Annotated in this window: 17 protein-coding genes and 1 pseudogene; 10 read left to right on the forward strand and 8 right to left on the reverse strand. The window is 63.5% G+C overall.

Annotation, left to right across the window (positions count from 1 at the left end):
• The first annotated feature begins 116 nt into the window (after positions 1–116).
• From OG716_RS00295 to OG716_RS00320, 6 genes are all read left to right on the forward strand, one after another.
• Entirely contained in the window at positions 117–446 is a 330-nt protein-coding gene (locus OG716_RS00295; protein WP_405135738.1) for a WXG100 family type VII secretion target, read from the forward strand.
• 17 nt (positions 447–463) lie between these two features.
• A complete protein-coding gene (locus tag OG716_RS00300) occupies positions 464–736 on the forward strand; it encodes a WXG100 family type VII secretion target (protein ID WP_405135739.1) in 273 nt (90 codons plus the stop codon).
• Positions 733–2169: a hypothetical protein gene (locus tag OG716_RS00305; RefSeq protein WP_405135740.1), complete on the forward strand. Its 1437-nt coding sequence runs from the start codon at positions 733–735 to the stop codon at positions 2167–2169. The genes OG716_RS00300 and OG716_RS00305 overlap by 4 nt, the downstream gene beginning before the upstream one ends.
• Positions 2166–2513: a hypothetical protein gene (locus OG716_RS00310; protein WP_405135741.1), complete on the forward strand. Its 348-nt coding sequence runs from the start codon at positions 2166–2168 to the stop codon at positions 2511–2513. Before OG716_RS00305 ends, OG716_RS00310 begins: the two co-directional genes overlap by 4 nt.
• On the forward strand, positions 2500–3207 hold the full coding sequence (locus tag OG716_RS00315) for an enhanced serine sensitivity protein SseB C-terminal domain-containing protein (RefSeq protein ID WP_405135742.1): 708 nt from the start codon (positions 2500–2502) through the stop codon (positions 3205–3207). Before OG716_RS00310 ends, OG716_RS00315 begins: the two co-directional genes overlap by 14 nt.
• 135 nt (positions 3208–3342) lie before the next feature.
• A complete protein-coding gene (locus OG716_RS00320) occupies positions 3343–4173 on the forward strand; it encodes a hypothetical protein (RefSeq protein WP_405135743.1) in 831 nt (276 codons plus the stop codon).
• Between the two features lies 1 nt (position 4174).
• Here OG716_RS00320 and OG716_RS00325 read toward each other — a convergent pair whose 3' ends face one another.
• Positions 4175–5032 carry a DUF1266 domain-containing protein gene (locus OG716_RS00325; protein ID WP_405135744.1) on the reverse strand — a complete coding sequence of 286 codons (858 nt, stop codon included), beginning with the start codon at positions 5030–5032 and terminating at the stop codon, positions 4175–4177.
• Between the two features lie 415 nt (positions 5033–5447).
• Positions 5448–5882 (reverse strand): annotated as a pseudogene (gene rnhA / locus OG716_RS00330) (ribonuclease HI); the annotation flags it as partial.
• Between the two features lie 340 nt (positions 5883–6222).
• Here rnhA and OG716_RS00335 point away from each other — a divergent pair.
• Both OG716_RS00335 and OG716_RS00340 read left to right on the forward strand, forming a co-directional pair.
• Positions 6223–6765 carry a hypothetical protein gene (locus OG716_RS00335; protein ID WP_405135745.1) on the forward strand — a complete coding sequence of 181 codons (543 nt, stop codon included), beginning with the start codon at positions 6223–6225 and terminating at the stop codon, positions 6763–6765.
• Positions 6766–6776: 11 nt separating this feature from the next.
• Positions 6777–7754 (forward strand): exonuclease domain-containing protein, encoded by a 978-nt coding sequence (locus OG716_RS00340; protein WP_405135746.1) that lies wholly within the window; start codon positions 6777–6779, stop codon positions 7752–7754.
• A 31-nt stretch (positions 7755–7785) separates the two neighbouring features.
• Here the strand turns inward: OG716_RS00340 and OG716_RS00345 are convergent, their stop codons facing one another.
• The 4 genes from OG716_RS00345 to OG716_RS00360 are packed head-to-tail and all read right to left on the reverse strand — an operon-like array spanning position 7786 to position 10193.
• Complete coding sequence (locus OG716_RS00345; protein WP_405135747.1) at positions 7786–8049, reverse strand: hypothetical protein; 264 nt, start codon at positions 8047–8049, stop codon at positions 7786–7788.
• Positions 8046–9557: a hypothetical protein gene (locus tag OG716_RS00350; protein WP_405135748.1), complete on the reverse strand. Its 1512-nt coding sequence runs from the start codon at positions 9555–9557 to the stop codon at positions 8046–8048. Before OG716_RS00350 ends, OG716_RS00345 begins: the two co-directional genes overlap by 4 nt.
• On the reverse strand, positions 9554–9841 hold the full coding sequence (locus tag OG716_RS00355; RefSeq protein WP_405135749.1) for a WXG100 family type VII secretion target: 288 nt from the start codon (positions 9839–9841) through the stop codon (positions 9554–9556). The genes OG716_RS00350 and OG716_RS00355 overlap by 4 nt, the downstream gene beginning before the upstream one ends.
• 1 nt (position 9842) lies before the next feature.
• On the reverse strand, positions 9843–10193 hold the full coding sequence (locus OG716_RS00360; protein WP_405135750.1) for a WXG100 family type VII secretion target: 351 nt from the start codon (positions 10191–10193) through the stop codon (positions 9843–9845).
• A gap of 181 nt (positions 10194–10374) precedes the next feature.
• On the opposite strand from OG716_RS00360, the gene gcvT reads away from it, so the two are divergent.
• Positions 10375–11475 (forward strand): glycine cleavage system aminomethyltransferase GcvT, encoded by a 1101-nt coding sequence (gene gcvT, locus OG716_RS00365; protein ID WP_405135751.1) that lies wholly within the window; start codon positions 10375–10377, stop codon positions 11473–11475.
• A gap of 336 nt (positions 11476–11811) precedes the next feature.
• Here the strand turns inward: gcvT and OG716_RS00370 are convergent, their stop codons facing one another.
• A complete protein-coding gene (locus OG716_RS00370) occupies positions 11812–12576 on the reverse strand; it encodes a hypothetical protein (RefSeq protein ID WP_405135752.1) in 765 nt (254 codons plus the stop codon).
• Between the two features lie 161 nt (positions 12577–12737).
• On the opposite strand from OG716_RS00370, the gene OG716_RS00375 reads away from it, so the two are divergent.
• Positions 12738–13838: a branched-chain amino acid aminotransferase gene (locus OG716_RS00375; protein ID WP_405135753.1), complete on the forward strand. Its 1101-nt coding sequence runs from the start codon at positions 12738–12740 to the stop codon at positions 13836–13838.
• 199 nt (positions 13839–14037) lie between these two features.
• Here OG716_RS00375 and OG716_RS00380 read toward each other — a convergent pair whose 3' ends face one another.
• Complete coding sequence (locus tag OG716_RS00380) at positions 14038–14751, reverse strand: MBL fold metallo-hydrolase (RefSeq protein WP_405135754.1); 714 nt, start codon at positions 14749–14751, stop codon at positions 14038–14040.
• Positions 14752–14793 lie beyond the last annotated feature (42 nt).

Genomic DNA, 14793 nt, shown 5'->3' on the forward strand with positions numbered 1-14793 from the left:
GGTCCTATGCCCCGCTGGTCGCGCGTTTCTATTGTGTGGCCGACTCTCCTGCAGGGCGGTGCCACCTTTTCGGCCCGGTGTGCAAAGGGCAGTAGCCCGTCGATAGCCTGATCGGCATGGCAGGAGAAGTTGCTGTCGGTCCCGGGGAGCTGTGCGCGGTCGCAGGCTGGGTCGATCAGGTTGCGCAGGAGATCGCGGATGCACTCGATAAGCAGATGCGTGAGGTTCGCCGATTTGTCGGCGCCGACTGGCAGGGGGCGGCAGCAACCTCGTATGAAGACCCGTGGGCGGAGTGGGAGGAAGGGGCTCGTCGCATAGTCGGTTCGTTCCGGACGGACTCGGGTCTGCTGCGGCAGGCGGCGAACGAATACAGAGGGCAGGATCAGGTTCGGGCCGGGGCGCTCGATGCTGCGGGTTCGAGTCTGAACCTCCCTCCGGCGGTATAGCTGTGGCGGATTATCGGGTGGATTTGCCTGGATTGCAGGGTTTGATCGACGGAGCCGCGGCTCTCGAAACCACCATCGAGAACCGGATCGCTGAGATCGAGAAGCGTGTGGATGAGCTGCACGTCAACTGGTCCGGCGAAGCTGCGATTTCGCATAAGAGCGCGCATGACGAGCGAATCGCCGCGGTGGCCGAGATGCGCACGGCTTTGGTGGACCTGCGCGGGAAGCTACTGGCCGCACACACGGCCTACAGCGCGGTCGGCCCCGCGAATCAGGGAATGTGGCCATGAGTCCGACTCCGACCGTGCCTCTGATTGTGTGCCGCGCTGACGAATACCACTCTGCTGGTGAAGTTTTCGGCCAGATCTGCACCGATGGACAGACCACTCATACGAGTCTGATCGGAGTGCTCATCTCCACCGCGGGGATGGCGGGCAGCGACAGCATCGGCCAGAAGTGGGCTGCCGCCTATGATCCTGTCGCGGCGCAAGCACTGACGGCATCGGCAGATCTCGTGACGGCCTGCGGGCAGACACGGGACCTGATCGCCGCCTCCGTGTACAACCACGCAGTCACCGAGGCTGCCGCTCACCACGATGAAACGCCACCACCGCCAGCGCCGCAGCTACTTCCCATGCTTTGCCTGGTAGCCACGGTTCCGTCGGCAGCGGGAGACGGGATCCCCGAACCTTTCGGTTGGTCCTTCATCAAGGATCTTGTCGGTGCCGCCTGGCCAAATGGTCATCAAGATGAGCTACTGACCGCCCAAACTGCTTGGCACACAGCCGCTATCGACTTCCGGCTGCTCGCCGGCCAGGTTTCCCCCGCGATCGCCTTCCTGCAGAACCAGCAATCCGATGAGATCCCCACCGCGATCGCCTCGGCGACCGAACGCCAAACCGACCTGAACGAGCTCGCCGACATCTGCCAGGGGCTGGGCGATGCCTGTGGGGAGTACGCCAAACACCTCGACGAGGCGCATCACCAAATCCTTGATGAACTCAAGGAATTCGCGGCGGAAGCGATGGTGGGCGAGATCATCTCCGCGGCTCTCATACCCTTCACCGCAGGTGGGTCGGAGTTTGTCGGGAACGCCGCTGTGGGTGCCCGCGCCGCATACAAAGCCGGTCGGGTCGCCACCATTATCGGCAACCTGGCCACCAAGGCGGGTGTTGTCGCCGCTCGGATCACTACGACAATGCTGGAGCGGTGCACTGCTCTTGCCGCCAAGATCCGCCAGTGGGTGGCAGCTGTTCGAACACGCTTTTTGCTCACGGGGAAGAATCCCGGTGCCTATGAGTTCAATATGGTCGACAACCCGGGCCCGCTCGCGGCGCTGCGGAACAACCCTGCCGCGAACTTCGCCGGCGGCAAGTACGACACGGTTGTGTTGAAGGACGATGTCACCCTGTATCGCGGTGGGACCGCTGACGAGCCGCTAGGCCAGTGGTTCACGGCGGAGCCGCCTTCCTCGGTCGCCCAGGTGCGGATCGATTCCGCGGTCAAGCCCCAGTGGGTCAATCCGAAGACCGGTCTACTGGAAGGGGAATCGCCCCTGGACACCGTGTTCCAGGTGAAGATCCCGGCGGGCACGGAAGTGTATGTTGGCCCCGTCGGCTACCAATCCGGAGTCCATCTCGGTGGCGCGGCAGATCAGATATTCGTCCCGCAGCCATGGAAGATTCCAGGCACCGACGTGTTAGGAGCGTGGCCACTCAAGTGAGCAGCGACTCTTACCGCCAGCGGCGCGAAGCCGCTGTATCGGCCGTTTCGCAAATCTTGGCTCAGCTGCGAGATGAGCCGCAGAATCGCCGAATCCTTCTATGGAGCGGTCGGTTCGAGGAGATCGGCGCGACTCTCACCGATTCTGACGAACCCGATCGAACGGCCGTCGAGTCGGCGAAGGAACTCTTCGATCGCCTGTATGTCGGTGGCAGGAACATCACCGACTTCTATCTGGTGCGAACAGATTTCGATGAACAGCGCAGACTCAATCTGATTTTCGAGGAGAAGGTCGAGGCGCTCGGCCGGATCTTGGACGAAAGGAACGACGGTGACCTCTCCTGACAACGAGTTCGAACGATTGTTGTCGGAGGCACAGGCCGGGCGGGTGTCCGCTGACGACCTGTTGAGCGCCATGCGTGACCAGATCGCATATGTGCCGGTCGGTGCTGACTCGGTCTCGAACGCCGCCGCGACCTTCACGACGACGGAAATCGATGGTGCGCGTTACGTTCCCGCCTACTCGTCTGAGGAGCAACTAGTCCTGACCGCGGGTGAGGTCCCGCGCATCAGGATTCCCGTGCGTCAGCTCGCCGAGTTGTTGCCGCCACAGGTTGGGATCGCTCTCAATTGGCGGGCGCAGGCACCCGGCCTTCCCATCATGCCTTCGGGAGTGGGAATTCTGCGTGGGGCTTCGAACGAAGTGACATCGGGATCCGAGGTCCGAATCGGCGAACCCGCGCGCCGCCCAGAGGAATTCCTGAACACCCTGTCGCGGAATCTCGCCTCGATCAGGTCTGTCAAGTCAGCCCGATTTGGGTTGGTGCAGGTCGGAGACTCGCAGCCCGTGTTCGTGGTCGGCGTCGATGAATCCGAGCAGACTCAATCCTCCCGGTCCAAAATTGCTGACCTGATTACTCGGTCGAGCTCTGCCTTCCCGTTGGAATTTCAGGTGCAGACATACTTCCTCGACGCAAATGGCGATGACGGTTTCCGGCAACAGATCGTGTCTCTGCCGATGGTGTATCAAGCTAACTGAAGCGTTCGTCCTGGCTCTCGTAGTTGTGGGACCCCGTCGGTAGGATTTCGGTTCGATGCTGGCGAGTGGGAGGGACGAATAATGCTCGAGGTGTGGGGCCAGCGGACCGCGATTCGGTTCGGCGGGGGCCGGTTGGTGACGCAGCCGCTCCGGAGTGACGACGACGTTGCCGTCGATGTCGCGGTGTCCGAGTTGCGGCGTATTGCGGGGGCCTCCACGGAGGATGGGCGGATTGCCGTGCTGTTGTTCTTCCGATCACCGGATTTCGTGGTGAACGGGGTTGCCACGCAACATCATCCGGTGCCGGTCTACTTGGAGCCGGAGCTGCGGGAACAGGCTGAAGAACTGGTGCGGGCGGTGCGGCGGGAACTGCTCGAGGCGCGGCGGGTCGCGATCGTTCGGCCGGATTTCACGCCGCCACCGCTGGTGCCTTCGCAGCACGGGCCGATGCGTCAGGACGTGACGTGGGCGGCGCAGCGAATGCGGTTCCCGGGAAACATGATTCGTGAGATCACCGCATTGCAGACGCTGGCCCGTTCGGATGAGTATGTGATGGAGCTGGCTCAGGCCAGCTACTCCGGGGCGCCGGGGTTGGTGGCGATCACCACGCTCCGGTTGCTGTTCGTCGGCGCTGAGGTTCGCGAGTTGCCTGTCGCCGCCGTCGATCGGGCCGAGGTGGTGAATCCTCCGGCGCCGGGCGCGCCCGCGACCTTGAAGGTGCATGCCTACCCGACTGTGCTCGAGTTCATCGATTGGGCGCCAGTGGATTTCGCGCGGGTTGCGACGGCAGTGCACCTGGCGTGCGAGATCCAGCATGTCGACGGATCGATTGCGCTGGCGCGCCCGGCCTCGACGGATCTGTTCGCCGAGTGGCAGTTGCTGGTGGAGCGTCGCCGGCTCGGCATGGTGGAGGACGAGCCGTTTCATCGGCAGGCCGTCGGCATCATGCTGGCCATGCCCGGCTGATCTACGTTCCGGCAGTTACTCCGAATAGCGGTGTGCCGGGATGTAAGGCGACCCGCCGCCATGGGCTGGTGGGTCGGGACTGCAAGGCGTACAACACCTCTCGGCGTTCACCGACCTGCTCCTTGGCAGCTGCGAGATCCCGCGTCGCCGCCCAGAAGATGGCGCCGGTGAGGAAGCCTGCCGCGAACTGCCGCCAATTCGGGTAGTGCTGCTGTGCGATCGCGAGGCCGGCGAGCATATGTTCCCAGGCCTCGTCCTCCGGGAGATATCCGGCGGTGTGGGCGGATCGGGCGATGAAAACCACGCGGGCCAGGTCCCATGCGGTGGCATCGGTGTGCAACGGCTGCGGCAATCCGTTGACGATGCCGAGCTTGATCGCCTGCAACCAGGCGTCGTAATCACGGTCGATTCCGGACGCGGCCTCATAGCCGCGGAACTGTGAAAGGGTCTGCAGGAATTCCCGGTGCCCCGTGGCGATGCTGGTCCGGCCGGGACGGAAAGACTCCACGGAGGCTTCTACCGCCAAAGGATGGATGAGCGTGAACAATGGCGCGTGCATGCCTGCGAGCAGCCTGCGAATGGTGTCGCGAGCTTCGTCGGCATTGTCGACGCCCCACGCCGAATGCAGACCTTCGATGGTGGCCTCGCGGCGAGTTTCCTTGCGCCTGGGCAGTTCCGGCTCGAAGGCGACCGTGTCGTTGTAGGCGCCCCAGCTGTCGCAGTAGTACGCGCCGACCGCCAGCGCCCGGATCTGGTCGTCGGACACCGCCGCCCCGGACCACAGATCGGGACTGGTATGCCCCTTGGGCATCGGAAACCCGATGATCCGCAGTGCACCGCCCGCTGCGATTTCAGCCACCCGTCTTACCCCCTCGTGCATCAGGACAGGAACCCGTTGCGGACTCTATCGGTCCGTCTTCGTAAACGGTGAGCACGGGGCCGGTTGGAGGTGTCGCCAGCCTTTCAGGACTCAGTGCTCACGAACCTGCCAGGTCGAGCAGGGATGGTGTGGTGTCAGTCCTCGAATCAGGCACGTCGTAATGGGTTTTGCAGCGGCCGCCTCCGGTGGCGATGCCGCATGGTTTGCCTTTTCGATTGATCGCGCCGCATTGCAGCGCCGGGTCGTGAATATGGCACAGCCCGGATTCGCGGGAGGCGGCGTTCGGGCAGGCCGAGCCCGACTTCGTCAACGCGCGACAGGGTTTAGCGGCTGGGCCGACAGCTTTGCGCGGAGAACGCTCTCGCGGTGCCGAGGCGCCCGGCTGCCCGCCGTACCCGCCTGCCTCGGTCGCACCCCGCACCGCCAATCGGTCGGCTCGTTCGTTGTCGGGATGCCCTGCATGCCCTTTCACCCACTCCCATTCGACCTGATGCATGGAGCAGGCGGCGTGCAATTGCTGCCAGAGGTCCGCGTTCTTGACCGGTTCCTTCTTCTGCGTGAGCCACCCGTTGGCCTGCCACTTCAGTACCCATGAGGTGATCCCGTCGCGCACGTAGGTGCTGTCGGTGAAGATCCGCACCTGTGCAGGGCGTTCGAGCCGCTCCAATGCCCGGATCGGAGCTGTCAGCTCCATACGGTTGTTGGTCGTGGGGCCGGGATCGCCGCCGTGTAGTTCGAGTTCGCGAGTGCCGTAACGCAATACGGCTCCCCACCCTCCTGGTCCTGGATTCGGACTGCACGCGCCATCGGTGTAGATGTGAACCTCCATGCCTCCCCCTGTCTGGCTCCGGGTCCCGCTTGGGTACTCCATGATTTTCACCCACGTCGCGGCGTTGCGGGAGAGGATCGAGCGGGAACCCTGTCGGCTACAGGCTTTCGCGACATATCGGTCAGCCGCTGAAGGGTCAGTCAAGCGCCGTCGAGTTAGGCTGTGTAGCAGTGCATTACATTCAGTTGATCGAATCGCATCGACGCTGGACTATTGGCACAAATCGCTCCAGCAGTAGTAACTTCTGGCGCCTTTCGATACCGGCCTCGAGTCTGGCGGCATGTCGGACTCATGCTCTACGGTGGCCGGTGCAGACTGTCGGTGGAGGACTCGGAGCACCATGAGCATGATGAATCAGACTGTGTTGTCCCTTGTTGCCGTGCTCGATAAAGTGGGCGACCGGTTGGTTGTTTGGCATGTGAATGTTGGTCGGGGGATGGGGCTTTCGCGGCTAACGGGCGCTTGGGTGGTTGGACTCGATCAGGAGGATGTGATCTCGACGATTACGGCTGGGTGTTGCGCGATCTGGTGTGGGGCTGAGGTGGTTGCGGGCACGGCGGAGACGGGTGTTGTCGACTTGGATGCGACCGTGGATGCGGTTCTGGCCGAGGTTGCGGTGGTGGACGAGCGGTTTACCGAGCATCAGGAAACGCTGTCCAACAAGCTGATTCGGCCACAGTGGCCCGCTCTTGTGCATCCGAGCCAAGCTGCTCCGCCACTGCGCGAGATTGATGAAAACGTCCGTCCGGCATTGTGTTTGGCGCATGGAATCGCGGATCTCGCTGATCGGTGGGCTGAGTTCGAGGCGCTGCGGGCAGCGCGCCCGATCCTGATCGAACAGGGCGGCAAGACTGCTCGCCCTTTGCCGCTCGTGGTGCGGTGACAGTGGCGGGATTGTCGTTCGCCGCAATCGACGTCGAGACCGCGAACTCCTCTCGGGGCAGCATCTGCGCGGTTGGTGTGACGATCGTTCGCGACAGTATTCGCGAAGAGACGTATTCATGGCTGTGCCGTCCACCGACCGCCGTGGACTTCTTCTCGCCGCACAACATTCGAGTGCACGGCATCCGGCCCGCGATGGTCGCGGATCAGCCGACGTTCGCACAGTTGTGGCCAGAGGTGCACCAAGTGGTTGGAGACCTTCCTCTGGTTGCACACAACGCCGGATTCGACAGCGGCGCTATTCGAGAAGCCTGCCGTCACAGCGGAATCGAAGCTCCGAGTTGGGAATTCAGCTGCAGCCTGGCGATGTCGCGCAAGCATCTCGACCTCGACGGTTACCGACTGCCCGATGTCGCCGGCGCACTGGATATCTCGTTGATCGCACACCACGATGCCGCAGCCGACGCACGGGCGGCCGCCGATATCGTGCTGGCGCTCGCGGCGAGGGCAGGAGTGGATTCGCTGTCCGACCTCGAGCAGATGACAGTGTTCGAACGGCGGAGGTTCGACTCGCCGTTCCGGCCGGCGCCGCAGTTCAGTCGACCTCGCCGATCTGTGTTCTCGCGTGAAGAATTGGTCATGCCCGAGATCTCCGGCACTGACCCGAGCCTCCCGCTGTATGGCCAGATCGTCGTGTTCACAGGCGATCTCACCTCGATGACCCGCCAACAGGTATGGGACGCAATCGCGGCACACGGCGCGACGCCTGCCAAGAACGTCACCAAGCGCACCACCTGCCTGGTGATCGGCGACCGTTTCGCGGGCCGGGATGCTTCCGTATTCACCACTTCCAAGGCTCGTCGAGTCGCTGAACTGCAGATGCGGGGCCAGCAGATAGAAGTCGTGGACGAGGAGATGCTTCTCTCGTATTTGCACGCCAAAGTGGAGGAACAAGCTCGGGGCGCAACGCATCTAACTCTGACGCTGTGAGACTTCAGGCCGAAGCGGCTGCGGACCGCTGTTAGATAGCAACCCCACGGTTGCTTCCTGGCTTCATGATGAGGAGGTCGTCCTTCTCATGGCGGCGGCACTGGATTGCGAAATCGGATGCGGCTGCGTGGTCTTCGATGAATCGCTCGTAGGTTGCCGGATCCAACTCGTAGTACTCGTCGTAGTCGACGAGGCCGTTGCTGACCGGGATGGAGAGATAATACTTGCCAGATTGTTGCTCGACTCCGACGGCAAATCGGAGTTCCCGGCTGAAGTAGGTGTCCTCGAACTTCATTTGGCGCCGCCCTTCGGGAGATCTGTCACCTGATAGTCCGTTCCCACGTTCATCCCCTTCACATCGATGATCGCCTCGTTTGCGCCGTCAGGGAGCTTACCGCCGGGAACCCACTGGCTGTTGGCGCCGGCCTCGTTGCCGGACGGGATCCTGAGGCCATGCGTGTCGGGATGCGGGATATCGACCCGAACCAGTTTGTTGCTCTCGAGGAAGCCATCGGGCAATCCCAATGCCTTTTCGAGAGCAGCGGGATCTCCCTTGGTCGTAGCGAGCAGTGCGTCCGCTTCACCGCGTGGCATCACGAAGGACGTGCCGTCGGCTTGTCCGATTCCGTACCTGTTCAGGTTGCTCTCCACCATGAATCGTGTCGCTCCGTCCTTGTCGAACAAGGCCAGATGTTGCTCGATGTATTCGGGAGACAGGTAGGAGCTCGGGTCTGGGCGCGCGCCCTTCGGAGTTCCAAGAATGTCATCGATAGTCTTCTGCGAGAGTCCGCTTTTCGGGTTGCTGCGCCCGAGAAACTCTGTCAGCTTCGTCCGCGCGGCATCGACCCATGTGCTGATTCGCTCCAGTAGCGGTTTCAGGCTCTCGACGAGCGGTTTGACTGCGCGGGAAGTGATTTCGGCTGCCTTGGTCGCGAGACTGGCGATAATCGCAGCCACACGACGGGCTTTCATAGCGACGCGCGCACCAAGGGCCGTATTGCCGACCCACTCGGAAATTCCCGCGGTGAATGGAGCGAGGGCGGCGAACGCGAGCTCACCTACTATCGCTTCGGCCGCGAATTCCTTTAGCTCGTCAAGGATCTGGTGGTGTGCTTCGTCGAGATGATGGGCATACTCGTCGCAGGCTTGACCGAGGCTCTGGCAGGCGTCCGCGAGGCTATGGAGATCGTTCTGTCGTTGTGTGCAGGCGTCGATCGCGGCCGGGATCTCGTCCGATTGCTGATTCGAGAGAAAGCCGACCGCCTCCGGAATTCCCATTGCCAGAGTGCGGAAGTCGGAGGCGGCGGTGTTCCAGGCCGCCTCGGCGGTATGAAGTTCATCCTGGTGTCCGTTCGGCCAGGCTGCGCCTACGAGATCTTTGATGATCGACCAGCCGAATGGTTCAGGGATCCCATCGCCGGCCGCCGATGCCGGTGTTTCGACCAGGCAGGGCACGGGCGGCATCTGAGGTGCGGCCGGCGGGGGAACGCTGTTGAAATTGGCGGCCGACTCACCAGCCTGAAGATTGTGCAGGCCAACTGAGATGAGGTCGCGGGTTTGTCCGGACGCGGTCGTCAACCGCGCTGAGGTGGACATCGCCAGACCTGCGGCTTCGTCATACGAAGCAGCCCATTTTCCGCCGACGCTGTCGCTTCCCGCCATGCCCGCATTGGCGCTGAGGACGCCGATAAGTCCTTCGTGGACAGACACTGCGTCGGTGACGATCTCGCCGAATACCTCACCTGCAGAGTGGTATTCGTCGGCGCGGCACAGAATGACCGGAACTGTTGCTGTCGGGCTCACGGCCACATCCCGAGATTGATCGGGCCCACCGCGCCGTATGCAGTGCGGGCGGTGTTCAGTTTGTCGCGGAGTGCTCCCAGTGCCTGACGCATCTCGTTGATGGCGGCTATGCGCGCATCGTGCGCACCTTTGTGCGCTATCGCCGCTGCGCCATCCCAGTTGACGTGGAGTTCGTCGACTTGCTTCTCAATGGCGGATACAGCGTCCTCGATTGTCGTTTCGAGTTTCGCGGCGCCGTCGATCAGCTGCTGCAGGCCGTCGAGGTCAACTCTGAAGTCGGCCACGTCACACCACGGGCGGCAGGTCGAGGCTCGCGCCGGCTTGCTCGACCGCTGTAGCCCGGGCCTGGTCGATGTGGTCGTACTCGGTCGATGCCTGTCGGAGGAGTCCGGAATCGGTGTGAAACGAGCCGACAATGCGGCGAGTACCGTCGTACCACTCCGACCACGGATCCCGATGCGACTCCGCAGCCTGGCCCAGCCAGTCGCCGCCGAGGAACTCGCCGACAGCACGCATGTGCGCATCGACCGCATCCGCGATGTCCTGAGCGGACCGATCCAACCAGTCGGCCACGTTCAATAGCGCCTGAGGATCGGCCGCGAAGGTGCCCGCTGCCGGGAGGTCGGCAGAATTCACTTGTGACGTCACAATCCCCCTCACCGCAAACTTTCAGCAGACTCTAACGGAGGTCAACCGCGTGACAGTCGGCCACCATCGGTTACGACGCTGACCGGGCTGCCCCGTTTTCGCTGAAGCTCGGAAGTGTTCTGGTTCGGGCGAATCGCACGCAAATAGCCCGACCGATAAGCTGCTTCGGGTGACCGACGAGAAGCTGCTGCAGGGGCCTATTCATGCCGTCCACGTGGAGTTGGGCGCTACCTTCGCGCCGTTCGGGGGGTGGGAGATGCCGGTTTCGTATGCGGGGACCGTGGGGGAGCACACCGCTGTCAGGACCACGGTGGGGCTGTTCGATGTCAGCCACCTCGGGAAGGCGACGGTCAAAGGTCCGGGGGCTGCGGCGTTTGTGAACTCGGCGCTGACGAACGATCTCAATCGGATTCGCCCCGGGAAGGCGCAGTACACGCTGTGCTGCACACTCGAGGGTGGCGTGATCGACGATCTGATCGCCTACTACGTCAGCGACGACGAGATCTTCCTCGTGCCCAATGCCGCGAATACCGCTGCGGTGGTGGCGGAGCTGCGGAAGGTCGCGCCCGAGGGGATCACGGTGACTGATCAGCATCGCGAGTATGCGGTGCTCGCGGTGCAGGGGCCGAAGGCTGCGGAGGTGCTTACCAAGCTCGGGTTGCCTACCGAGATGGAGTACATGGCGTACGAGGACGCCGAGTGGGACGGGCGGCCGGTGCGGGTGTGCCGGACGGGGTACACCGGTGAGCAGGGCTATGAGCTGCTGCCGCGCTGGGATGACGCGGAGGCGGTGTTCAGGGCATTGGTGGCCGAGGTAGAGGCCGCTGGTGGTCAGGCTGCGGGCCTCGGGGCGCGCGATACGTTGCGCACCGAGATGGGGTACCCGCTGCACGGACATGAACTGTCCGTTGATATTTCGCCGTTGCAGGCGCGCACGGGCTGGGCTGTCGGCTGGAAGAAGCCGGAGTTCTGGGGTAAGGCGGCGCTGGAACAGGAGAAGGCTGCCGGGCCTCGGCGAGTTCTGCTGGGACTCAAGGCTGTTGATCGTGGCGTGCTGCGTCAGGGGCAGACGGTGATGCGCGGTGACGAGCAGGTGGGTGAAACCACCTCCGGCACTTTCTCTCCCACGCTCAAGGTGGGTATTGCGCTTGCGCTGCTCGGCACCGCCGCTGGGATCGAGCCGGGTGATGAGGTCGAGGTGGATGTGCGCGGGCGTCGCCTGAAGTGTGAGGTCGTCAAGCCGCCGTTCGTCGAATCCCACACGGCGTAAAGGGAATCGGCCTGAGCGGTCAAAGACTGGCGGTAGAGGGCAAAAATTGCCTGCTTGCCTCGATCTTTGACCGCTCAGGCCGGAAGTTGATCATCACGAGGAGACTCGGGGATAACCAACAGCATTCAGATCGAAGGCTGAGGGCGAACGGGGCCGATGCGGGGCAGCGGCGTGGCAACCGATGCGCATGAATCCTGGCCGAATAGCATGCCGAGATAACGGCGCTCACGTTACGAATGTTGGGGGCCCATGTCTGACCGCGCTGAGAGCCCGTACCGCGTCGGAGGCGCTGATGTCGGGGATGATGGCGGACCTAATCCTGGAGATGGCGGGGGATCAGCACCAGGTGCCGACGACTGTTTGGTCCTGAACACAGTCCGAATGAGCGAGGTTGGCGGGTCGGAGAGTGGTGTACATCTGACGCATCGTGTCTGCGGTGGCAGCGTCGGAAACTCCCTGGTCCGCGTAGATGACCATGACTACGGCCTGCCCGACGTCATCGGTGAGCGCGATCGCGTGAAGCACCCCCGACGGCGGGTGTTTGCAATCCACTGCACCCTGATTGGTGATCGTCGCCGTCACATGCGCGGCCGCCCGCCCCTGAATCGTGAGCGTCTCGGCTGAACTCAGCGTGATCTGCGGATTCGTATCCCCATTGTCAGCAGTGGCCGCCTTCGACCAGGTGTCGGCCACGTCGCGCGCAGCCCCGGCCAGGTCAGCGATCTTCGACCCGGTCACGCCCGCAATCGCTCGCGGGCCGTAATCACCGCATGCCTTCTCGTTGAACGTCGAGGCCCCACTCATGACCGCCCGCAGCCCACTGCCCTCGAACCCCACAATGGTTGTCGGAGTCGGCACCTTCCAGTCCGCGGGCACGTCGTACGCCGCATTGCGGGATACGGAGTACGCGGTCTGCCAGCCGGGCGTCACAGCTGGGATCACAGCTTTCGCCGGGGTTGTCGTCGTAGTAGTCGTGAAAGGCGTATGCGTCGCAGTGTCCTGCGGCCCGTATTGGTCTGCGGGAAGGGCGTTTCCGGCCACCGTCCGCCCGGGTTGCATCGCTGCCACGACGAGCACGGTGATGGCCGCCAACGCCGTCACGATGACCAATGTCAGCACCCAGGGCCGGTTCGAGCGGGGGGCTGGCGGAGGCTGCGGATACACGGCCCCACCCTATCGCCGACGGTGTGGTTTGCCCGGTCCGCACAATGCTGGGAGGCCGGATCGCTCCATTCCGCACCCGAGGTTTTAGACTCCAACCCATGACAGTTGCCGCGCAATTCACCCGTGCCCCGCATCCCGCCCCGACCCCGGCGGAGCGGCGACAGGAGATTCTCGCGGCGCCCGGTTTCGGGCGATTCTTCACCGACCACATGGTGTCCATCGATTACGTCGACGGGCAGTGGACCAATGCGGAGGTCAAGCCGTACGGTCCGCTGTCGATGGACCCTGCGACCATGGTGTTTCACTACGGCCAGGCCATCTTCGAGGGTCTCAAGGCGTACCGGCAGGCAGATGGCAGCATCGCCACCTTCCGTGTTGATGCCAATGCGGCGCGCTTCCAGCGGTCGGCGGCCCGCATGGCCATGGCCGAGCTGCCCGAAGACCTGTTCATCGAATCCGTGCGGCAGCTGCTCGAGGTCGATTCCGAGTGGGTCCCGCCCGCCGGCGGCGAAGAGTCGCTGTACCTGCGGCCGTTCATGTTCGCCACCGAGGCCGGACTGGGTGTGAAGCCTGCCAGCGCGTACAAGTACCTGCTGCTCGGCTCCCCGGCCGGCGCGTATTTCCCGCGTGGCGTGAAGCCGGTGAAGGTGTGGCTGTCCACCGAATACGTGCGTGCGGCTCCCGGCGGCACCGGTGAGGCGAAGGTCGCGGGCAATTACGCGTCCTCGCTGCTGGCGCAGAAGCAGGCCTCGGAAGAGGGCTGCGATCAGGTCGTGTGGCTGGACGCGATCGAGCGCAGGTACGTCGAGGAGATGGGCACCAACAACCTCTTCTTCGTCTTCGGCACCGGCTCGGAGGCGCGGCTGGTGACGCCGGAGCTGTCCGGTTCGCTGCTGCCCGGCATCACCCGCGACTCGCTGCTGACGCTGGCCGCCGACTCCGGTTACAAGGTCGAGGAGCGCAAGATCTCGGTGGAGGAATGGCGCAAGGGCGCCGAATCCGGTGAGATCTCCGAGGTTTTCGCCTGCGGCACCGCCGCGGTGATCACGCCGGTCGGCTGGGTGAAGTCCGCCGATCGCGAATTCACCATCGGCGGAGGCGAACCCGGCGAGGTCACCATGGCGCTGCGGGACACGCTCACCGGCATTCAGCGCGGCACCTTCGCCGATAGCCACGGCTGGCTGCGCACCATGGCGTAGGTGCCGGGCGCACGACGACGTGTGCTCTGCCGAGCGCTCTGGCCTGAGGCCCGAAAGACCGAAAAGTGCCTGCTCCGAACGGTTTCGGAGCAGGCACTTTCGTGTCAAAACGGCGGTCGTATCGTCGGCGGCGAGAGCTACCGTGATGTGCAGGGCGCTATCAGCTCTCGACGTCGAGAAGAACGAGCTTCGGGCATGATCAGCTCGGCATGAACATCTGCCACTCATCGAGAGTCTGCGGGCGCATGACGTAGTTCTTCTGCACGATCGTGGACAGATCCGCGCTGGGCTCTTCCGAGTACCAGTGGCCGGGGTAGACGACCGGATTGCCTTGCAGCGCAGCGAGAGAGCGCAGGCTGCGGAACATATCGTCGGAGTTGCCGCCGGGGAAATCGGTGCGGCCGCAACCGTCGACGAACAAGGTGTCGCCCGCGATCAGCCGATCCTCGAACAGGAAGCACTGGCTGCCCGGCGTATGCCCGGGCGTGTGCAGCAGTTCGATCTCGAAGCCGCCGACCTTGACCTTGTCGCCGTGCGCGTGTCCGGTCAGCTCGCTGGGCGCGATACCGGTGACATTCGCGACCCACGGCAGCTCTTCGTTATTGACGTGCACTGCCACATCGGTCTTTTCGAGCAGCTCCTTGACGCCGCTCAGCGTGAACCCGAGCATGGTGCCGCCCACATGATCCGGATGGTGGTGCGTGGCCAGCACGCCGGTCAGTCGCATCCCATCACCCTCGGCGATATCCACCAGATCCGAGGCGGCGTACGCGGGGTCCACGACCACGCATTCCCCGCTCTCCCGATCCCCGATCAGGTAGGCGAAGTTCCGCATCTGCGTGGCGATCGGGTCACCGGCGGCCCAGTCGCGCCCCGCGAGCAGCTGACGAAAATACAAACGGTCCGAGCCCATGCCGAGAAGCTTATTGCCTCGGCGTCTCATCGTGGCACCCGG

This window comes from Nocardia sp. NBC_01388 (assembly GCF_045040085.1).
GTDB lineage: Bacteria > Actinomycetota > Actinomycetes > Mycobacteriales > Mycobacteriaceae > Nocardia.